The following is a 21,012-nucleotide window of genomic DNA, read 5'->3' as shown; positions in this document are numbered from 1 at the left end:
TTGACACTGAGGAGTATTCTTGGTACGCAACTTTTGGCATTTACACAACATCAGCGTTCAAAAGCTGCATTATTGAAGTAACGGAATAATGTTCTTACAAAGCAGGAGAAGGTTGTATGTCTGTATCAGTTACAAAGCAAGCGGATACTTATCTAGAGGCTTTGGCCAAAGCATTAGAGATCCCACAGTCTAGATATGAACAGGCCGAGAAAAGCTATAAATCTGTAGGGGAATGGCTTCATAGAGAGGAGTCAGCGGTAAAAGATTACTCTCCTGACGTGTATGTACAAGGCTCTTTTCGTCTAGGATTAGTTATTAAACCTTTGTCAGCACAGGAAGAATACGATATTGATTGCGCGTGCTCTTTGACTTATCTCGATAAGTTGTCTCTCTCGCAACAAGATTTAAAAGTGCTCATGGGGGGTGAACTAGAGTTATATCGCAAAAGCAAGGGTATCAAAAAGCCAGTCGCTGAGCAGAGGCGCTGTTGGAGGCTAGAATATGCTGACGGCGCGCAATTCCACATGGATGTCGTTCCCTGTATACCAAACGCTGAGCAACAACGCCTTTTACTAGAACAGAAGAACTTTGATACTAAATTTGCTGAGACAGCAATAGCTATAACAGACAATGAAGTACTACCTCAGTACTATCAAATTACATCAGACTGGCCGAGATCGAACCCTCGTGGATATGCTGAATGGTTTAAATTTCGAATGGGTGAGAACTTTGAAAGAAAACGCCGTGAAATACTGAAAGAAATGGAAACTAAAGGTATACAAGCCAGTATTGAAGACATCCCGAGTTATCGCATCAGAACACCATTGCAATCAGCGATAATGATACTTAAACGTCATCGTGACATGATGTTTGAAGACAATTCAAAAGATAAACCCATATCAATAATTCTTACAACGCTATCTGCTCATGCATATCAAGGTGAGGATAGTATAGGTTCGGCGCTGCTCTCCATATTATTCAGGATGGAGGAAGGAATACATTATGATGGACATAAGTATGTAATCAACAATCCGACAGATGCCATGGAGAATTTTGCCGATAAATGGGAAACACATCCTGAACGCGCTGAAGCCTTTTTCTCCTGGCTGAGTCAGGCTCGAGAAGATTTTTATTCAGTAGGACAACAAGCTGAACACCGTCGAATGTCGGGTATCCTGGAAAGCAGAATCGGTCAGAATGTAACGAATCAAGTTCACCAAGATCTATTAAGTTTAACAAAATCTGGAGCCTCTAGTTTGTTGTCCGCTGCGACGGCAGCATCAACCTTAGCAACCCCAAGCATTGCATTTGGTGATGTTGCAAGAAAACCTAAGAAGCCGGATGGATTTGCGTGATGTGGTGGATTTTTCAAAAAGAAAGGTTTTTTTTAGAAAGAGCGACTGTAGCGGAGCTTGAGTCTAAAGTAGGCTGGTTAGAGGTAGGTAAGTGGCAGGCTGATCCAGATAATGAACTGGCAATGTGTTTGACATTTCAAGTATTGCATCTAAATAGAACTTTTCACTTTAAGATGGTGTACCCGAGCGTATTCCCTGATTCACCACCAATGATCTATACAGAAGATAAAACGAGGGTCTCTTTGCATCAGTACGGGGCGAGCGGTGAACTATGTTTAGAGCATAGACCTGATAATTGGCAATCGTCAATAAGTGGCTCAGATATGATTGAAAGTGTTTACCGACTACTTTTAGAAGAGCAGGGAGAAGAAGGATATATGGCGCATGCACAATCAGCACATATACCTTCCTTAGGACGTGATACGCGCATCAAAACTTGTCGTTTTTTGCTTACTGAAGGAGACCTAAATGCGCTCAAAGCCCTCACAGAGAGAAAAACAGAAAGAGCTTGGATCAGAGAGCGTAAGGTGGGCGGGGTCTTCATTAGTTCTCTTCTAAAGGTGGGAGACAAAGAGAATCCTATTTGGACAAGCAATCTCACCTTACCTGACTGTAATAGAGAAGAACAAGCCTTTGTAGTACGTTTTTCTGGTGCAGAAATATCAGATCAACCAGAAGTTTCTGATTTAAAGAAATTACTTGAAACATCAGAAATGCTAGAGCTGTATCATGAAGTTCTACAAACAGATTCAATTGTAAACTTGATTATAGGGGATAAAGATAATTGGGTTTTATTGACTCTCTTTGGTTCTATTGATGAACGAAAAATAATACGTTACACGACGATTAAAATACCGGAGCACAAAAATAGATTACCAGATCAATTTTTATCATTGAGCGATAAAAAAGTAGGACTAGTTGGGTGTGGTTCTGTCGGTTCCAAAGTTGCCGCAAGTTTGTGTAGATCTGGAGTAGGAAATTTTTTGCTCATTGATGAAGACATTTTTTTCCCTGACAACATTGTTAGAAATGACTTAGATCTCAACTATGTTGGAGCTCATAAAGCACCTGCATTACAACAGCGATTACAAAACATTAACCCTCACGTTGACACACAGATTCTTAGATTATCATTAGGTGGACAAGAAAGCTCTAGCTCAATGTCTGGGGCGTTAGAATCACTCGGTAATTGCGATCTCATTATAGATGCTACAGCAGAGCCTTTAGCATTCAACTTGATGGCGTCTGTTTCAGTGCGCAAGAAAAAACCAATGATCTGGGTAGAAGTTTTTGGTGGTGGGATTGGCGGTCTTGTGGCAAGGTCAAGACCTGAGCTAGATCCTGTCCCACTATCTGCGAGAGCTCAAATATATAATTGGTGCGAGGGGCAAGGTGTAGAGTTCTTGCACAGTACAAAAGCAAATGACTATAGTGCTCAAGTGGATGACGATACACCGTTAATAGCAAATGATGCTGAAGTCTCCATTATGAGTGCTCATGCTACTCAGTTCGCAACCGATATCCTAGCTCGACCTGAGGCTAGTATATTCCCTTATTCTGCGTATATCGTTGGCATGTCGTCAGAATGGCTTTTTCAACAGCCTTTTGATACTCGCCCTATCGACCTGCTACCAGAAGGCCACTGGGGAGAAACTGCTGAACATATTGATTCAGAAGAGATTATCCAACTATTGCAAGCTTACCTTCCACATAAGGACCAATTAGATGCAAATAGTTCTTCCGAATAGTGTTTTGAAAAAGCTTCGACTCCATATGTTAAAGGCTGGCAAGCGTGAAATAGGTGGAATGCTTATGGGGGAAGACTTAGGCGAACAGGCCTTCCGGATCGTTGATTTTTCTGTCGATGTGAAAAGGGGGACGACTTCTAGCTTTTTCAGAGATTCTGATGAACACGATTTGGCATTGCAGAGGTTTTATGAAGTAACAGGCTCTGATTACAAACGCTTCAATTATTTAGGAGAGTGGCACACACACCCAAGTTTCTCAGTTGATCCTAGTATCAATGACATCAATGCTATGCAAGGTATAGTTAATGGCGGTGAAAACGTAGATTTTGCGTTTTTATTTATTTCTAGGTTACGTTGGTTTTGGCAGTTCGAGTGTAGTGCTTACCTGTTTATTCGAGGCCATCAACCAATTCAAGTAGAGATTATTATTGAGGAAAAATAAAGACCTATTACTTTGATAGGTAGTTGTCGAGCTTTTATGCTATTTATCACTATTAGCAAGATAGAGTTAACTTTCGGTATAATTTTAATCAGAATGACTAACACGTTTTAACACATAGTAACCGACGGTTTTTCGACTAGTAAAATAATTCCCTTGAAGTAATCCATCATCATCCAGACCTAGCTTAAGGATAGCTGTACCCTTATATGGTTGTTGAGGTAGTGAGTGTGATTTGTGTTTTGGGGTGGTCAAAAAAACATAATATAGTTCCGATCTCCCAGTTTCTGCATCTTTTTTAGGCTTAGCCAGTAAAGTTTGAGAGTCAGAATCTTCAGCCTCTACATCCATACCGATATTCAGAAAACTTTGTTTAATCACAGCTCTGCCGTGCGATGTACCTTGCTTTCCTTCCCACTCCCAATGGATCGTCATGTCCCATGTCCCGTTTAAGTTGGGGAATAATAGTCTATTTAGGCTAGGGTATTTCCCCCAAATTCTCTCCCAGCCATAATAAAATAGTATGGCGAGTAGACCATTTAGAACAGCTGAACCGCTAGCTCCTATTGATACCGCTGACAAGAACGATGTACTTTCGTCATACACAGCCCAGAGTATTAGACAGCTAACCACTGCGTATGCGACAGCAATGAGGGTAATAACTCTGCCTATTGGAATAAGGCTAATCATTGTGCTTCCTCAAAAAATACTTCTTTGCCACCTACAAAGATAGAAAGACCATGTCTTTCACTGATAACCCCTGTCATTATTACACCAGGAATTGCTGAGCCGAACAGAGCAGCTACGAAACGTCCACCTACTGGGCGAGCATTATCGATGCTCACTTCTTTAATAATCGGTGGAGAGAAATACTGAGCGACATGCGTTATCTCTCCTTTTCTATTTAGAATATGAAATCCATCATGATATTTGCTTTTATAGCTAGAAAGCTCTGCCAAAATGTCAACCACCGAACCGGATAACTTTGGTGATGTATCTCGTAGACTTACTATTGGTAAATTCGCAGGAGAATCAGATACAATAACACCAGCTCCAGAGAAATCGGAGCAAGCATCTGCCTTAATCTTATACAGTAAATTTCTAAAATCGCTTTGTGTCATAATAGCTTCTAAACTAGAGCGCTGAGTACTAGGAGCACCCAAGGTACTTCTTCTTCGATACTTTATGGAGATAATACAGGAAACTCGCACCAAATTTCACACACTAAAATCAGAGATATCAAATTCTTTTCAGCATGATATCAGCAACTATAGTGAATAAGGGAATTTGGCCTGCCACATGTAGGCTGGTCGCATGGTTGCAATACTAGAAGTAATCCGAAAAATCAGGGCTCTGTATGGTTCATAACTCAGAAATGTCCAAAACCTTGTTACGGTGTGCTTAGTTGGTGCGTTTTTAGGGCTGTGCTACTGCTTGGGACTGTAAGTAGTTTTCTTTCACTACAGTTACCATGATTTACATAAGCATAAAATAGGACACCTTATGCTTTCATGTTAGGACACTATATGGTTTTACTGTGTTGGTAACTGATTGATTTTCTATAGGGCGTTAGGACATCTTATGGTTTCAGCGACACTAATCGCTGAAACCATAAAGCTTCCCAATAAAACCCATAAAGTGTCCTAAACCTATTTTGGTTGTTTTTTACAACGGAAAAAGGACAGGTTATGTGCGTTTTCAATCTTGGAAAACTTTCACCAAACAACAGTTGTCCCCAAAATTTTTAGTTATGCAACCAACGTATAGTTACAAATAAGAATGGGGCATGAATGCTTCCCTTTCCATTCCATTTTTAACTTTTTCTATCGATATACCTTTTTGATGGTTTTATAGCTTTTAGGAACCGTTACCATATACACGCCCCTACCGGACTATCCTTCACCTGGTTCGCATTTATCAACACTGGTATTGAAGTTTTTATTCTGCTGGTGAATGCATTCTATTTTGCAATTTATTTAATTTATGCTACGAGTTTCACTTTTCGTTATTGCAAATGCAATTAATCTTGCAATTTTGTGTGCCAAGTATGTTGGTTTGTATCGTTTTTTGGAATCAAGTGAATTATTGAATGATGTGTTTGAGAAACGTTGTGCCCATTTTGTTTGTTTTGTTTTCTTTGTGCGGCAGGGCTTCCGAGCTACCTTCTAGCCCGATAACAAAACAAACGATAGAAAGAGAGCAGCAAGAGCGACTTCAGTTGTTGGAACAAAACACACAGTCAGTCCAATCTCTCATCCCTTCTCCAACCATCCCTGAGCCGGAGCAAGCACCAGAGTCTCAATGCTTTGAAGTCCGAAATATTCAGTTTTCTGGAAATACGATTTATACCGATGACGAACTTAGCCAAGCGATTGATTTTAGAGCGGGTTGTATTGGTCTTAATACCATCAATGAGTATTTGAGAAGAGCGTCGAATCATTATTTGCAGGCTGGGTATGTTACGAGTAGAGCATTTTTAGTACCTCAAAACTTATCATCGGGCACTTTAGAGATAGAAGTATTAGAAGGGAAAATAGAAAAAATACTGCTTAATGGTAGCGTGGTCGACTCATTACTTATGGCGTTTTCTAATGTTTCTGATCATGTGCTTAACTTGAGAGATATTGAGCAAGGGTTAGATCAAATAAATCGCTTATCGCGCTACAACGCACAAATCAAGCTTTTGCCATCGACGAGAGCAGGCTATTCGATAGTCGATATTCAAAGCAACATTGGTTCTTTAGGCTCTATTGGGGGCGGTGTTAATAATGGCGGTCAGAAATCAACGGGTGAAGAGCAGGTATCTATTGATGCCTCTGCTGAAAACCTATTCAACATATTTGACCAATGGACGTTGTCTTCCACTCACAGCGCCGCTTTTGCTCATTCAAAAAATTCTGAGAGCTTGTACTTGGGCGTTGATGTGCCTTATGGCTACTGGAACATCGGTTATCGTACTTCCTACAGTACTTATAAAACGGAGTTCTCAAACCAAGGATTTACCTTTGACTCAACCGGCCAAACGAACAGTCATGATATCGACATCAAGTGGTTGTTTTATCGTGATGGCGTGAGTAAGTCGGCTCTTAAGACCACGGTAAGTCATCGACGGGAAAAGAACTTTATTTTGGGGACGCTGCTGGAAGCGGGTTCTCGAAATTTATCCTCACTGTCATTCGCATTAGAGCACAGTACCCGTTTAGGAAAGGGATTTCTTACCGTATCTCCGAAGGTTTCATTCGGAACCGATTGGTTTGGGGGAGAGCAAAATCTTTCAAGTAACCCCAATTTTCCTAAAGCACAGTTTCTGAAAAGCACTTTCTCTGGCAGTTATACCTACCCAGTGAGTTCAAATTTATCTTTTGCAACGACGCTCTTCGGGCAATGGAGTAACGACACACTCTATGCCAATGAAAGAGTGAGCATTGGTGGTGAATATTCGGTGAGGGGGTTCAAAAACACCTCAATCTCCGGTGATGAAGGGTACTACTGGCGCAATGATTTAACGTATCAATTAGGGCGGTGGCCGTATTTGGGGAGCGTCACGAGCCGTTTAGCTCTAGACACGGGCAGCATTGCTAAAGATTCTTCCGATGAATATGAACGCGGCTCCATGATGGGCAGTAGTTTGGGACTATTTACTCAATCTCAATACGCCTCAAGCTCGCTGAGCATCGGTGTGCCTTTGGCTGCACCTTCAAGAATCAATCATGACGATTACGTCATTTACTATCGAATTACCGTAAAAATATAGAGACAGGTTGGCGACATGGATAGACGATTGACAGTAGGTAAAGTGTGCCTCACTTATGGCTTATGCGGCATCATTACGTTACAGCCTGTATTTGCCAATGTGGTGATTGATAATAGCGCCGGAAATACAAGCAAATCCACAGCAGGCAATGGGGTTGAAGTCGTCAACATTGCTACGCCAAATAGCCAAGGGCTGTCTCACAACCAGTACCAGCAGTTTAACGTTGACCCTTCGGGACTCATTCTTAATAACTCAACCGCGCAACTTGCCCAATCTCAATTGGGGGGGATATTACAAAACAACCCAAATTTGAAGGGCCAGGCAGCCAGCGTCATTTTAAATGAAGTGACTGGGGCGAATCGAAGTCAATTAGAAGGCTATACGGAAGTTTTTGGTCAACAAGCGAATGTCATCCTTGCTAACCCCTATGGGATTACCTGTGATGGTTGTGGCTTTATCAATACACCACGAGTAACCCTCTCGACAGGGACTCCAGATATACAAAATGGGCTAGTTAAAGGTTTTGATGTTGCTGAAGGCAGCGTGACGATTGAAGGATTAGGGCTTGATGCGACCAAACAAACCTACTTTGACATTATCAGCCGTACCGCTGAGATTAATGCCAGCATCCATGCCAATGAACTTTCGATTGTAACAGGCAGGAATCATGTCGATTATCAAACCAATCAAGTCTCCAAAAATACTTCGAGTATAGATAGTTCTTCACCCACCTTAGCCATTGATTCCTCGTCGCTAGGAGGAATGTATGCTGGGCGTATCTCACTGGTTGCCACGGAAGACGGTGTTGGGGTGAACGTGGGCAACCTCGTTGCTAATACGGGTGACATCGTGTTGACTTCCGATGGCCGCATTACCTTAGCCAACGCAAGCAGTGCCAATAATATCGCCATCTCTAGTCAAGACAGCATTGAATTAACGGGCAAGCAAATTGCGGACAATCAAGTTGCCCTTGATGCAAACTCTCTCAGCTTAAAGCAATCCACAACGGTAGCTGGGCAAGATATTTCAATCGTGGCACAAAACGTTGAATCTTCGGACACACACTTGGTTAGCGGATTGCACAGCAACGGTGTAACGAATGCAAGTGCTACCTTACATATTCAGGCTGATGGGTTGTCTCTGAACAACAGTAAGACTGTGTCATACGGCGAACTAATAAGTGATGTTACAGATATCAACGTCGATTCTGAGAGTTCGATTGTGTCCCAGCAAGCGTCACTGTCGCAGTTGTCGCAACTCAACAACCAAGGTGAAATACAAGTAGCGGATTCGCTGAGCGTGACGGGTACAGACACGACGTTGAAAGGTGTTGGAAAGTTACTGAGTAAGAATGTCTCTGTTAACGTTAACCGCGGAACCATTGATACCACGCTTGTTGCCGACAACATGACGGCTACGGCATCCGATGACCTTACCATTGGGTCAAATGCTGTATTGTCATCAACACAAACACTGAATCTTAAAGCGGATGATTTGTACCAAAATGGTCAAATTTCTGCGCAAGAATCGGTGGAACTAAGAGCCAGAAGTCTCGCACACAACGGGGTTATTGCTGGAAAACAGGATATAAGCATTACCGCTGACAGCATGAATTTGGGTGGGGAGATAACCTCAAACCAAAAACTGAGTCTTGTTGGTAAAGAAGCGATTGTTGGCGGAAATATCACCGCCAAAAAACTGGATATCGATACCTCAGTCAAGGCAGTTACAGCGACCCAAGCAAAAGTGAATGTCGATGATCAAGCGGTTATCAAGACCTCTGTATTTCTTAACGAAGGGGAAGTGAAAGTCGGTAATACGTTGAACATTCATGCTCAAGACATTACCCAGCGAGGAATATTGTCTAGCGCAGACAGCATTCGTTTAGACTCACATACGATACAGATTGAAAAAGATACTGCTGCACAAGGTGAGGTGAACCTGACTGCTTCTGGCGCTATCACAAACTTAGCGAAGTTGGATGCGGGAGGTGATTTGTCTCTCAGCGCTCAATCATTGAGTAATAGCGGTACCTTGACATCTAAAACATCAACCCAAGTTTCAACAAGTCAGAGCTTGAGCAACACGAGCCAAGGTATCATTTCGGGCCACACTACATCGGTATCGGCTTCTCAGTTAAACAATACTGGTACATTACAGTCTTTGGATGCGCTCAATTTATCGGTTGCCTCTTTAATTAACCAAGGCGGTATTATCGCGTTGGGGGATGCAACGCTGACTAGCTCCGGCAATATGACCAACGAAGGACTGTTGTATGCGGGGAACAATGCCAATCTCTATTCAAACACGTTAACCAACACGGCTGATATTGTCGCTGGCAAAAGTCTTTTACTCGCAAAGAATGCTGAAAAGCAAAGAAGTTCAAGTATCACAAACAGTTCAGGAACCATAGAGTCCCTAAGTGGTAATGTTGATATTCATGCTAATACACTAACGAATAAACGTTCAGTACTTGATATTCGAAATACTTCTTCCATCGATAAAACCGCAACGTTTACCAGTGTCTTTAATGCGACAGGTACACAGTATGAACCTGAACATCATATAACTAGTAGATGTGTAAGAGGTTGTAGCGCTTCAAGCCCGCATAGTGATGAATGGGTGAGTGAGCTAGTCATTACATCTGGAAGAGAGTTCACTGCCATTTCAAAGAAAGAAGGGCTTCAACTGGTTGCCAGTAGTAAGCAGGGTCAAATTGTTGGTCTAGGAACCGTTCTCATTGACGCTTACTCAGTGGTCAATGATGCAAGTCAGATAGCGGCAAATAGGTTAAGTATTAGTGCAAATTCATTGACTAATAAGGGGTATGAGTTTTCGGAGTACACGACTTATGTTGACTATAAACTTGATTCATCTAGAACTTCTGAAAGAAACTTTATTTTTAATAAGGTCGGCACAAGGAAAGTAAACACAGGCTCTTCAGGTAAGCTAAATTCATCAATCACCGCCACCAATCAATTAACTCTCAATGTGGCGAACAAGGTGAATAACGGTACTCTCAGCGCGAATGCTACCGCCGTGAAACCAAGCAAAGGGCAATCTCAAGCTAAGTCCGTAGACACTGTGTCGGTATCAGGACCTGATATCCAGTATATAAATACTAATGACGTCCCGTTCCCTTCATTTACTTTCCCTAACTCACCAAATGGATTGTTTGTTCGCTCGCCTAACCCGTTAGGTAAATATCTTATCGAAACCAACCCGCTGTTGACGAATATGGGGCAGTTTTTAGGCTCAGATTATTTCATTGAAAAGGTCGGGGTTAATCCAAGGAAAGACATAAAGTTTCTGGGGGATGCATTTTATGATTCGCGCATCATAAGCCAGAGTGTATTCGAACAGACAGGGAGGCAATATCTCAATCAGTCTGTCGGTAGTCAACTCGAACAGATGCAGCAACTGATTGATGCCGCAGCAGCTCAGAAAAACGCACTCAATTTGACGAGTGGAGTGGCCCTATCTTCCAGTCAAATAGCTCAACTCACCCAAGATATTCTCTGGTATGAAGAAGTGGAAGTGAACGGGCAAATTGTCTTAGCCCCTAAACTGTATTTAACAAGGGCAACGTTAGAGAGCATTAATGACGGTGCGCAGATTGCTGGTGTAAACGTAGATATTAACGCTGGTGACGTCCTTAACTCCGGGGTATTAACCGCAACTAATGTACTAGATGTTAATAGCGCCAATACCATCACTAATGACGGTGGTTCAATAAAAGCTCAAGGAAGCGTTGCACTTAAGGCACAAAACGACATCATTAATTTTAGTGGTGACATTCAAGGCGGAAATATCACGCTTGAAAGTACCAATGGAAGTGTTGTCAATGAAACCAGAGTGACTCAACGCTCAGCAACGTTGGGGCGAAATTCTGGAACGGCGACCGATATAGGAAGAATAGCGTCCATCCAAGCATCGGGTGATTTAACCATTTCAGCAGGAAAAAATGTTGAAAACCGTGCTGCTTCTATTGTTGCAAACAACAATGTTCAGGTTAGTGCAGGTAACGATATTGTTGTTGATAGCAAAGAGAATACCAACGGCTACGATGTTAAACACCAAAGAGGTCGAGTGGGTGAGAGCAATACTTCTCTGGTGAGCTCATCCATCAAAGCCGGTGGTAACTTAGTCTTTGACGCCGGAAACAATATCGATGTGACAGCGAGTCAATTGGATGCACAAAGCCAATTAAAACTCAAAGCGAACAATGACATCACGATAAAAACAGCCCAAAACAAACACTCAGATCACAGCTACAGTTCCAATCGCACAGAGATAAATCGAAGTGTCAACCACCAAGGCTCTAATCTGTCAGGCTCCAACGTCGTTATCGAGTCTGGAAAAGACATTACGTTATCGGGCACTGCGGTTTCGGCCACGGATTCTGTCGATATGTCTGCCAAAGGCGACGTTAATATTCTAGCAGTGAACGACAGCAGCTATCACTTTGACCAAACGGTAAGTAAAAAATCCTTTGGTCGTAGCTCCACTACGACGAATGAAATCTACCGTGAGAAAGTGAAAGGCAGTGACATTCAGGCTGGACAAAACATCCATATCAAAGCTCAAAACCTAGAAGCGGCGGTAACAGCGGGTGGTCAGAGTGATATCAATCTCGTGGGCTCAAAGCTAAACGCGGGTGGAGAAGTGACGCTTTCTGCGGATGGTGACGTCACTCTCACAGCGCAAAGCTACAAAGAGTTTGAACGCCATGAAACGGTGAAAAAAGGCTTTGGCGGTTTAAGTGGGCGCAACACGGGCAGTGCCAGCGATGCAACATTACTTAATAGCAGTTACCTGATTAACTCTGGTAATACATCGATTGTTGCCGGTAAAGACATTGGTGTCATTGCCAGTGAAGTGAGCAGCGGTGGAAACATCAATCTGAATGCGGTGGACGAAGTTCTGATTGCTGCCGGAGATGTTCTAAGACAGACGCAGCAATGGGACGAGAAGACCTCGTTTCTCAGTGGCGGAAACTTGTTTGAGATGGAGAAAAAACGTCAAGGACAAGAGACATCGACTGCACAGTCAAGTCTGATTCAATCGGGGAGAAGCCTGTCTGTTGATGCTGGAGCTATAAAGATTATTGGATCTGAATTGACTGCTGATGAGAATGTTTCACTTGCCGCAGATACCGGTGACGTTGAAATTCTTGCTGCCAAAGAAACGTCGAAACATTTTGAAAGTGAAGAAAAGCTTTCCATTGGGCTGGGCACCACGACAAAAATGTTGATGGGTGATACTCGGGACGTCGTGAAGGTTGAAGATGGCATGATTAAAGCCAGCTTAGGAAAAGCAACGTACGATAAAGTTAAGCAGCAAAGTGACGCAGTGAATCACAAAGGAAGCGTTGTTAGCGCACAGAATGACCTTTCGATAGAGGCTGAGTCATCCATATTGGTTGAGGGTTCAACATTAGCCTCTGACACTGATGGGGATAATCAAGGCGATTTACGTCTGACAGCCAATGACGACATTACCATCAAAGAAGCCATTGATACGCTTACAGAGCAACGCGAAGAAGTCCATGGTAAAGCCGAAGTCAGCGTTGTTGTTCAACATCAAGCGGTTGAAGTGGTAAAAGCTGCGCTTGCACTGAAAGAGGCGACAAAAAAACTCAAGCAAGCTAAAGAGGACTTCAAGCAGTACCAAAAACAATTGGATTCTCTAGAGTCGACGTTGACGATACTTGAGCAAGAATATCAGACGAAAAAGCCCGGAGTCCTATTTGAAGATGTTGAAGAGCTCCGTGATTTAATTTCGGAAGTGAAGAGTGATAAGGCGTGGTATGTAGCCGGCGTTGCACTTGCATCGGAAGAAGTGGTCTCGAAAACAACACTACTCGTACAGCAAGCAGCAGCGGCTGCGCAAAGTACGGGTACATACGGTTTTAACGCCGGTCTTCATCTAGACGTTGAAGCGAGCAAAACCAAAGCCAGCGCTCAACAAACGACTTCTGTTGGCTCTCAGCTTAGCGGTCAAAACATTATTGTTCGAGCGGGAGACAATGAGGGTAATCAAGCCAATATTAGTGGTTCTACCTTAGCCGCCAATGACAACCTTGAGGTTGCCGCAAATGAAGTCAATATCATCGCATCGCAAGATACTTATGACAGTAAGTCAGAAACGCAATCGGGTAAAATTGGTGCCTCGATAACCGTTTATGGTGCATCTTCAGGTATTAACCTCAATGCCAGCTTTGATCGTAGCCAGAACACATCGTCCTCACTGACACATAACAACAGCCAACTGAATGCTGACAATATCACTATTACATCGGTGAAAGATACCAATGTTAAAGGTGCGACGGTGAACGCTGATGAGTCACTGACGATGAATGTGGGAGGAGATTTAAATGTTTCGTCGGTACAAGATAGATACAGCTCTAGCCAAAAAGGAATGGGTATCAGTGGAGGCCTATCTCTAAGTGATGGCGCGACTTCAGAGGTAACGGGAGCCAGTGGTGGAGTCAATGCTTCCAATGGACGAACAAGAACTAAGCAAACCGTTGTTACTAGCCTAACTTCGGGTGGTACCGCAGACATCAATGTTGCTAACAATACGGACTTGAAAGGAGCCGTCATTGCTACGCAAAACGATGCTGGGAAAGATACCGGACAGCTAAACCTGACCACGAATACGTTTACCTTTGCAGACTTGTCTAATACTGACTACAACCAAAATCGTAGTATGGGTGTCAGTACTAGTGTGGGGGTCAATGATGGAGAGATAGATTCAACCAACAACTCGACAACTATCCAGTATAAAAATACATCTGGTTACAGCAAGTCCAAGACACTAGCGACCATTGGTCAAGGCAATTTGACCATTGCGGGTTCAGATAACTCACACGATCTTACTGCCCTAAATCGCGATATTGAACACACAGAAAAAGACTTGTACACAGTTGACCGTAAGCAGGGGGATTTTGATGTTACGGTTGATCACCGTCTGCTGACCGAAGAGGGGCGAAAAGCGATAGCGGAAGATGTTGAGAGAACAAAAAGGTTAGGTCAAGCTGTTGGAGATGTGGCTACTAAAGACTCTATTACATTTGCGGATACCTTGGATCATATTGGTGACGTGCAAAAAGATTTCGATGTACAGAAATCTCTGGCGCTAGCCGATGATGGCAAGTCAGTAGATATCTTAGAGAACAAGCAAAACTATAGTGTTGAAGAGTATGACCAAGCGTTAGATCAGTATGCTAAGACTTATGCAAGTGTCTACGGTGTGACTATTGAGAGCGCCAAAGCGGTTGCGACTGAGAAGTACAAAGGGATGACCTACTCTAACGCTGCGAAAGGTAAAGCAACCAACTCTAGGGTCTCGATTGACTATAACAATAATGGTGGAGCGACAGATGTGGCTGAAACCATAGGACATGAAGCGGCTCACGTACGGATTGATCAAGGACAAACAAGGTATCGTGAAGGGGCGCTGGCAGAAGAGTACGCAGATACCTTTGGTGAGTATTCCGCAGACGGTATGGAGTTCTCCACGGGCACGTATACCAATGTACAGCTGAATAAGCCTAAGACGTCAACAACTAAGCTCAGTCATGATGATAAAAACCGACTAGTTAAAAATACGAATGAGCTGATTGATGGTGTTGAAAAAGCTAATAATGGTGATGGTGTAGCAAATCCGTTAACTGCTCATGTGAAGCAGGACTATCAGTCTTTGGTCGAAGGCAATCCAAACCTGAAAGATAAGTTAGAAAGAGAAAAGAAAATTGCGCTTGGCCTTTACAACATGGATATCGAAGATATTCCTGATGCTTTAGACAATACGTACCCTCCATTAACAGATGACGCTAAAGATAGAATTATTTCAAGCTTGAAGAAAGCAAAGGAGTATGACGAAGAAAATACACTAGAGCGGGTATATGAGAACTTAATAACCGATGGCGTTGCAGCGGATACTGCAAACGACTTGAAAGAAGTGCCCCAAGTTGCGACAGCGTTTGCCGTGGCAGAAGGAATAAAAAATGGCTCTATAGTAACCACAGTCGTAGAAGAGGTAGCAGTTAGAAAAATAGAAAAAACACTGGGACCGGTAGGCGATAAGGTTATTGAATATGGCGGTAAGTTCTACAGCAAGGTCAAAGGTAAACTCGTTGAAGTCAAACAGGTTGTCAGTAGAATTGAAGTCAAAGTAGAACCGAGTACACTTGGTAGTACTGGTGGGAATGTTAAGGTAAACCTTAAGCCAGAAGCAAGTACTAACAATACTGATATTACTGAGGGAACTGGTCCTTATAAAGCAGTAAAAGGTCACCATGTTCATGCAAAAGCAGCATTTAAAGATCACGTTTCATATAATAATAATGATGGGTTTTCAATTAGCCAAAACTTCATGAAAGAAAATGGACTAGATCATAAAGAGATGACTAAATATCAACGACAAGCGTTTAAGGAGCTTCACGAGTCAGGTAGACCTAATACTTTAACTGAACATACTCAAATTGCTGTTGATGCTTTAATTGCGGGAGGAGCTACACAGGCAGAGGCTAGATCATTGGTAGCTCAATCATTAAATACACTTAGAAATAATGGCGTAAGAGTACCAACCAATATACCTTGGTACAAAAAAGGAAATTAACGTGACAAATAAAGATTTGTTAGACAGCTTTGGCAAGCTTTTAATGAGTGAAGTCAGAGATGAAGCGATTGAAAAATATGAGATGATTGCTCAAGGGAAAATTAGGTCTAAATCAGCTCAAGATCTGAATAGTAAATTATCCAAGCTAGACGATGAGCAATTATCGCTTGTAAGAGAAGTCGTGGTTAGCTCTGTTGACGATGTTCTACATAATCTACTGTGGATGATAGAACAATCGGGTGATCAGATCACTCTCACTTGCAATGATGAAAATAACGCCGTGAACATTCACACAATAAGTGATGGACTCAGCGGTGAAATGTACACAGAGGATGGATGGATAGCGAAATATAGTCGTTATAAAGAGAATTACTGAGGTGTTAATTAACGGAAGTTTATTTAACCTATTGTAGTGACATGCTTTTTATATCACGCCACTCACCCGAGTGGCTCCCCATTCCCCAGAACCACCCATTACACCCACAGAACCCTTTCTCGCCACCAAAAACAGCAATTTCCAACCGTATCAGCCACGGGAACATATTGTTAAACCCTGCGGTATTAGGCTGTGATTTGGGTTGATACCACGTTTTTATACAAAACATATACCTTAAAATCAGTGCATTGAGACAAAAAAGTGGGGAGCGTGATTGCTCCCCATTGTCGTTTTTACTGCTGATGGTGGCATTACTTTTCTTTGATTGCGTCACAGCCTTCAGGAACGGTGATGCTCGCTACGTCCTTACCTTTCTGCTGCGCCGCTTTCACATCCATTTTGTATTGAGTACATTTGCCTACACTGACACTGACGTTGACGGCTCCCGAATCTGCGGATGGGTTACCGCCCAGTGTTCCACCAGAAAATACTGTAGATTTAGAGATAGAGAGAGCTAACCTAACCGTGATGAGTAAAAAGCCATTTATCATCATTGAGCCAAGCTATAAGCAAGCAAAGATTGATATTTGACCGTTGGGGTTATTTGCTGGATATGTCATACCAACTGCATAGCTTCATTGAGCTTATCCATCACCTTCTGCCTCAAATCAAAACAGCAAATTATCCGCGGAAGCTCTTTGTTACTAAGCGAGCTTAAGTTAATACTTGTTAAGTTATATAGAGAAGGATATAGAGCCAGCATAGACAACTTGGCAACTCATGCCTGTAGTGTAGGAAAGTTTCTTACGCTGCATTTGGGTTAAAGTAAAAATTTGCTAAGTTATGCTGCAATTTTATGCTGTTATATATTGCAATTTTGACTATAACTCATTGATCGTACGTGCGCGGTTATGCTGACTTATGTTGCACGTATCACATCTAAAACACGCAAATCTCTTTTTTCATTCTCAATCAGCATTCATCTATCCTAACGTAACTCGTCAGAATACAAGCCTATCTCTTATTTACTTTGAACTTGTTGGTTCAAGCGTTCTTGAAGTACTTTTAATATCTCAAGGCAATGGGCTATCACTGTGTGGTTATCACCACTCATATATGCCGTGGTAATGGCTCCTTCTTTTAGCACACATATTGATTCTAATAATATCGGATCTTTGCTGTGAAGATGCCTTTGAATTACTTGGCGTACTTGCAGTTTGTGCTGGTTACAGAAACGAGAAATTTCACAACTAGTATCGCTAAATTCTGCGGATGTATTTATAAAAAAACACCCTCTGAAATCTCCCAACGCAGGTTCTTGATTATCAAACCAACTGGCTAACGACTTGAATAAGTTTTCGATGACACGGGCATCAGAGTCTGAATCGGAAAGCTTGCTTTCTAGCCAGTCAATAAAACGTTTATGACGTTGGTGTAAAGCCGCTAATATCAGCGCCTCTTTGCTATCAAAATCCGTATACAACGTTCTTTTCGCCACACCAGCGGATTTCAGAATTTCATTGATCCCTATGGTATTGATTCCGTTTCGATAAAAAAGCTCTAACGCTGTATCGACTAATATCTGACGTTTTTTACTCATATGCACGCTCCTTTGAAAACTATGTTGACATAAGTAGACCACTCTGTCTATTTTATAAATGTAGACAGAGTGGTCTACTAAAAGGAGTGCAACTACATATGAACAGTATTATTTTGTCAATTATTGCAGGGGTTGGAGCAAGTATTGCTATCGGTACATTGTCTTATTTTGATCATACTTTTTACGACATCGCTTTATTGATGGCGCCATTTGGTGCGACCACGGTGCTGGTGTTTGGCGTTCCAGATAGCCCATTGGCTCAGCCAAAAAACGTAATTCTAGGACATTTGCTAACGGCTTTCGTTGGGGTGTTTTTTGTTCAGTTTGTTGGCGTGTCGCCTATATGGCTAGCTTTGGCCACAGGAATAGCGGTTAGTCTGATGCTGGTAACGAAAACAACGCATCCACCAGCGGGCGCTAATCCACTGCTAATTATGTTGTCGGGACAAAGCTGGGGATTTTTGATTAGTCCAGTTCTGATTGGGGCTGTCGTTATTGTATTGGTTGGCAAAAGCGTTGGGATTGTAAGGCAGAGATGGATTTTAAATAATTCCCAGTTTTGATAGCCAATAGTACAAAGATAACCAAATCTGAGGTTTAGGCGAGTTCCTGTTCTGCTTATGGACTGACTCACCTTCGTTCCTTCATTGACGAGACGAAAGTGATATTCGATTGGATAAATTGTCCAATATCGCGATTGAGGAAGTCCTCGATCATGTTCTAGGACTCGGAGCACCTAAGTTTTGCTTATGCTGATTTCGAAATGTGTCTATAACATTATGGAGTGAGTCATGAACTTAAAGTGGGTAGTTTCGCCATTTTTACTATTTCTATTATTTTTGAACAATGCATCTGCACAAAATATTGGTTTTAAGCAAGTAATCATTACTACAGAACCGAATCGGCCGCTATCTGTTGCAATCTGGTATCCAACTCACCAAGTGGGCCCGCTTGTAACTGCTGGCGAAAACCCAGCTTTCATCGGCACTCAGGTAATAAAAAACGCGACTATTGACGTTAAATCGGCTCCAGTTGTTCTACTCTCTCATGGATATCGAGGAAACTGGAGAAATCTCAACTGGCTTGCATCAGCTCTTGCACACAAGGGATATATTGTTGCAGCACCAGACCATCCGGGGACAACCACATTTGATCATGCACCGGCAAAGGCCGCTAAGTGGTGGTTAAGAGTTCTAGATATTTCGCATGTCTTAGATTATCTGCTATCGAATGAGCAATGGAAAAATGGCATCAATCGTAGTGACATCTCTGCAGTAGGTCATTCGCTTGGTGGTTGGACAGTTATGCAACTTGCAGGCGCAGTATTTGATCGTCAAATATTTAAACAACAGTGCTCACTTTATCCCGGGCCTAGAACTTGTGGCCTCGCGAATGAACTGGGCTTGGAAGAAGCTCAGGAAAATGAGCCAGCATCTGGAACATTGTATGACTCACGGATAAAGCGAGTTGTTAGTCTTGACCTAGGTATGGCCAGAAGCTTCTTACCTTCAAGCCTTAACGCCGTTCATCATCCGGTATTAGTTCTCGCTGCGGGCATTGATATTGGCGATTTGCCACAGGCTCTGGAGTCTGGTTATCTCGCTGAGCATCTACCTTTATCATTGAGGAGATATAAAGTGTATGAACAGGCAACGCACTTTAGTTTCATCCAACTTTGTAAACAAGGGGCTGTCTCTCTGCTTGAAGAGGAGGTACCTGGCGACGGTGTGATATGTAAAGATGGAAAGGGCTCTAAACGTAGCGATCTCCACCAGCAGATCTTTAGTGATGTTTTAACTTTCTTACTTAGTCCGGATTAATTTGAGGTACCGTTGTGTTGACTGAATTGGTTTGACGATAATCACTGGGCGTTTGCCCAGTGATTCTTGAAAATTCCCGATTAAAATTAGACTTAGTTTGGAAGCCGGAGCTCAGATAAATATCAGTGATCGGCATATCACTGCTGACTAACAAATCTTTAGCGTGATTAATTCTGTAATTGTTAATGACTTTTGAGATGTTCTCACCGTATGTATGATTTACCGATGCTGATATTTTTCTGGCGGGAATAACTAGCTTTCTGGCTATTTTACTTAGTGTCAGGTTGGCATCTTTAAAGACTTCATGCTCGGTCATTAGTGTCTCGAATTGACTCAAAATGCGCGATGTTTCATCTTCATTCAAACTTGTTATTTCTTGCAGAGCTACTTCAGATTGTTCTTTTCTGTTTTGTTGACTTTCCTGTTGTTCAGTTGCCACTTCACCTGATTGAATCGGGGTACATATGCTGACAAAAATAACCATACTAGCAATAGCAGGTATCAGGATAAGATAGCTGACCGATAGTATTAAGTGTGTATGCACCCCTGAAGAAGCAAAAAAGTCATAGGATATAGCGCTGTCAGTTAAAGCTGAGATAATTAATAGCAGTCCGGTAGCTCGTTCAGCAATTGAAACCTGCGTTAATTGATTTAATGAAACTTCTTCGGCTGGAGAAAAAGACGATTTTATAAGGCTTAATCCATAAAATAAGGACAATAACGGAACCAAATAATCAATGATATTGGGCCACAAATAGGGATAGCTGAGTGAGCATAGTGCAACGATAAGCGGCCCTAAGCTATGAAGAAAGTAGCTAGAAGAATGCCGGTGTGCCTTTGAAAAAGAAAGCCAAGCAGTAACAGGTAAACAGGCACCTAAGATAGGTTGAATAGCGCGTAGAAAAGGGTAATCCATTGTCCAACGTAACCCAACGACTGTCATGGTGATGATACAGAGAAAAATAAAGCCTATTGGTTTTTTCCAATGATTAGGTGCTTTCAGCCTCAATACGACAATAACTAGAAACAGTAGAAAGGCAGCAACAAATGGTAATGGAATACTTAACATACAGAATTAACCCTTTCTACGTACATTACTTGTGGCTCGCGCAATAAAAATAACATTAATAACTAAAATGCTTTGTTGAAGAGTATGTCATTTTAAAATGGCGGTTAAGTATACGATGATAGGATGAAGAAAGTTAGTTCAGAAGTGAGTCATATCAATCTGTTCTATTCTGATGTCAAGCTGCTGAAATGTATTAAAACAAACTTAAATTTAGATGGTCATCCGG

The 21,012-nt window shown here is 42.2% G+C and carries 13 protein-coding genes; 8 read left to right on the top strand and 5 right to left on the bottom strand.

Features of this window, described 5'->3' with window-relative positions; genetic code table 11:
• Nucleotides 1-116: 116 nt before the first annotated feature.
• From L3V23_RS01880 to L3V23_RS01870, 3 genes are read left to right on the top strand one after another with little or no spacing between them, the layout of a single operon-like run.
• The gene (locus tag L3V23_RS01880; protein WP_237291860.1) at nt 117-1,355 is read left to right on the top strand and encodes a nucleotidyltransferase; all 1,239 of its coding nucleotides are present in this window, start codon (nt 117-119) and stop codon (nt 1,353-1,355) included.
• Entirely contained in the window at nt 1,355-3,103 is a 1,749-nt protein-coding gene (locus L3V23_RS01875; RefSeq protein WP_237291859.1) for a ThiF family adenylyltransferase, read from the top strand. The genes L3V23_RS01880 and L3V23_RS01875 overlap by 1 nt, the downstream gene beginning before the upstream one ends.
• Nucleotides 3,081-3,545, top strand: a complete 465-nt coding sequence (locus L3V23_RS01870; protein WP_237291858.1) for a Mov34/MPN/PAD-1 family protein — start codon at nt 3,081-3,083, stop codon at nt 3,543-3,545. The genes L3V23_RS01875 and L3V23_RS01870 overlap by 23 nt, the downstream gene beginning before the upstream one ends.
• Nucleotides 3,546-3,629: 84 nt before the next feature.
• Here L3V23_RS01870 and L3V23_RS01865 read toward each other — a convergent pair whose 3' ends face one another.
• Complete coding sequence (locus L3V23_RS01865) at nt 3,630-4,232, bottom strand: hypothetical protein (RefSeq protein WP_237291857.1); 603 nt, start codon at nt 4,230-4,232, stop codon at nt 3,630-3,632.
• On the bottom strand, nt 4,229-4,663 hold the full coding sequence (locus tag L3V23_RS01860) for a diadenylate cyclase (RefSeq protein ID WP_237291856.1): 435 nt from the start codon (nt 4,661-4,663) through the stop codon (nt 4,229-4,231). Before L3V23_RS01860 ends, L3V23_RS01865 begins: the two co-directional genes overlap by 4 nt.
• A 968-nt stretch (nt 4,664-5,631) precedes the next feature.
• Here L3V23_RS01860 and L3V23_RS01855 point away from each other — a divergent pair.
• The 3 genes from L3V23_RS01855 to L3V23_RS01845 are packed head-to-tail and all read left to right on the top strand — an operon-like array spanning nt 5,632 to nt 16,297.
• Nucleotides 5,632-7,296, top strand: coding sequence for a ShlB/FhaC/HecB family hemolysin secretion/activation protein (locus tag L3V23_RS01855; RefSeq protein WP_237291855.1), 1,665 nt, complete (start codon nt 5,632-5,634; stop codon nt 7,294-7,296).
• A 15-nt stretch (nt 7,297-7,311) separates the two neighbouring features.
• Nucleotides 7,312-15,921 (top strand): hemagglutinin repeat-containing protein, encoded by an 8,610-nt coding sequence (locus L3V23_RS01850; RefSeq protein ID WP_237291854.1) that lies wholly within the window; start codon nt 7,312-7,314, stop codon nt 15,919-15,921.
• A 1-nt stretch (nt 15,922) separates the two neighbouring features.
• Complete coding sequence (locus L3V23_RS01845) at nt 15,923-16,297, top strand: hypothetical protein (protein ID WP_237291853.1); 375 nt, start codon at nt 15,923-15,925, stop codon at nt 16,295-16,297.
• A 311-nt stretch (nt 16,298-16,608) separates the two neighbouring features.
• On the opposite strand, the gene L3V23_RS01840 is transcribed toward L3V23_RS01845, so the two are convergent.
• Together L3V23_RS01840 and L3V23_RS01835 are read right to left on the bottom strand one after the other, a co-directional pair.
• Entirely contained in the window at nt 16,609-16,848 is a 240-nt protein-coding gene (locus L3V23_RS01840; RefSeq protein ID WP_237291956.1) for a hypothetical protein, read from the bottom strand.
• Nucleotides 16,849-17,318: 470 nt separating this feature from the next.
• On the bottom strand, nt 17,319-17,897 hold the full coding sequence (locus tag L3V23_RS01835) for a TetR/AcrR family transcriptional regulator (protein ID WP_102966726.1): 579 nt from the start codon (nt 17,895-17,897) through the stop codon (nt 17,319-17,321).
• Nucleotides 17,898-17,995: 98 nt separating this feature from the next.
• Between L3V23_RS01835 and L3V23_RS01830 the strand changes: the two genes are divergently transcribed.
• Nucleotides 17,996-18,460, top strand: a complete 465-nt coding sequence (locus L3V23_RS01830; protein ID WP_042490148.1) for an HPP family protein — start codon at nt 17,996-17,998, stop codon at nt 18,458-18,460.
• Nucleotides 18,461-18,688: 228 nt separating this feature from the next.
• On the top strand, nt 18,689-19,717 hold the full coding sequence (locus tag L3V23_RS01825; RefSeq protein WP_237291852.1) for an alpha/beta fold hydrolase: 1,029 nt from the start codon (nt 18,689-18,691) through the stop codon (nt 19,715-19,717).
• Here the strand turns inward: L3V23_RS01825 and L3V23_RS01820 are convergent.
• Nucleotides 19,704-20,786, bottom strand: coding sequence for an AraC family transcriptional regulator (locus L3V23_RS01820; RefSeq protein ID WP_237291851.1), 1,083 nt, complete (start codon nt 20,784-20,786; stop codon nt 19,704-19,706). The two genes, L3V23_RS01825 and L3V23_RS01820, sit on opposite strands and share 14 nt — an antisense overlap.
• Nucleotides 20,787-21,012: the final 226 nt, after the last annotated feature.

Source organism: Vibrio sp. A1-b2, from assembly GCF_021726015.1.
Taxonomy (GTDB): Bacteria; Pseudomonadota; Gammaproteobacteria; order Enterobacterales; family Vibrionaceae; genus Vibrio; species Vibrio diazotrophicus.
Note: the sequence above shows the minus strand (reverse complement) of the source record. Positions and strands in the feature narration are given on the sequence as shown.

What these genes read in the sequence shown, in the direction of transcription:
- L3V23_RS01880 (WP_237291860.1), top strand. Translation starts at nt 117, where the DNA reads ATGTCTGTATCAGTTACAAAGCAAGCGGATACTTATCTAGAGGCTTTG.
- L3V23_RS01875 (WP_237291859.1), top strand. Translation starts at nt 1,355, where the DNA reads ATGTGGTGGATTTTTCAAAAAGAAAGGTTTTTTTTAGAAAGAGCGACT.
- L3V23_RS01870 (WP_237291858.1), top strand. Translation starts at nt 3,081, where the DNA reads ATGCAAATAGTTCTTCCGAATAGTGTTTTGAAAAAGCTTCGACTCCAT.
- L3V23_RS01865 (WP_237291857.1), bottom strand. Translation starts at nt 4,232, where the DNA reads ATGATTAGCCTTATTCCAATAGGCAGAGTTATTACCCTCATTGCTGTC.
- L3V23_RS01860 (WP_237291856.1), bottom strand. Translation starts at nt 4,663, where the DNA reads ATGACACAAAGCGATTTTAGAAATTTACTGTATAAGATTAAGGCAGAT.
- L3V23_RS01855 (WP_237291855.1), top strand. Translation starts at nt 5,632, where the DNA reads ATGATGTGTTTGAGAAACGTTGTGCCCATTTTGTTTGTTTTGTTTTCT.
- L3V23_RS01850 (WP_237291854.1), top strand. Translation starts at nt 7,312, where the DNA reads ATGGATAGACGATTGACAGTAGGTAAAGTGTGCCTCACTTATGGCTTA.
- L3V23_RS01840 (WP_237291956.1), bottom strand. Translation starts at nt 16,848, where the DNA reads ATGATAAATGGCTTTTTACTCATCACGGTTAGGTTAGCTCTCTCTATC.
- L3V23_RS01835 (WP_102966726.1), bottom strand. Translation starts at nt 17,897, where the DNA reads ATGAGTAAAAAACGTCAGATATTAGTCGATACAGCGTTAGAGCTTTTT.
- L3V23_RS01830 (WP_042490148.1), top strand. Translation starts at nt 17,996, where the DNA reads ATGAACAGTATTATTTTGTCAATTATTGCAGGGGTTGGAGCAAGTATT.
- L3V23_RS01825 (WP_237291852.1), top strand. Translation starts at nt 18,689, where the DNA reads ATGAACTTAAAGTGGGTAGTTTCGCCATTTTTACTATTTCTATTATTT.
- L3V23_RS01820 (WP_237291851.1), bottom strand. Translation starts at nt 20,786, where the DNA reads ATGTTAAGTATTCCATTACCATTTGTTGCTGCCTTTCTACTGTTTCTA.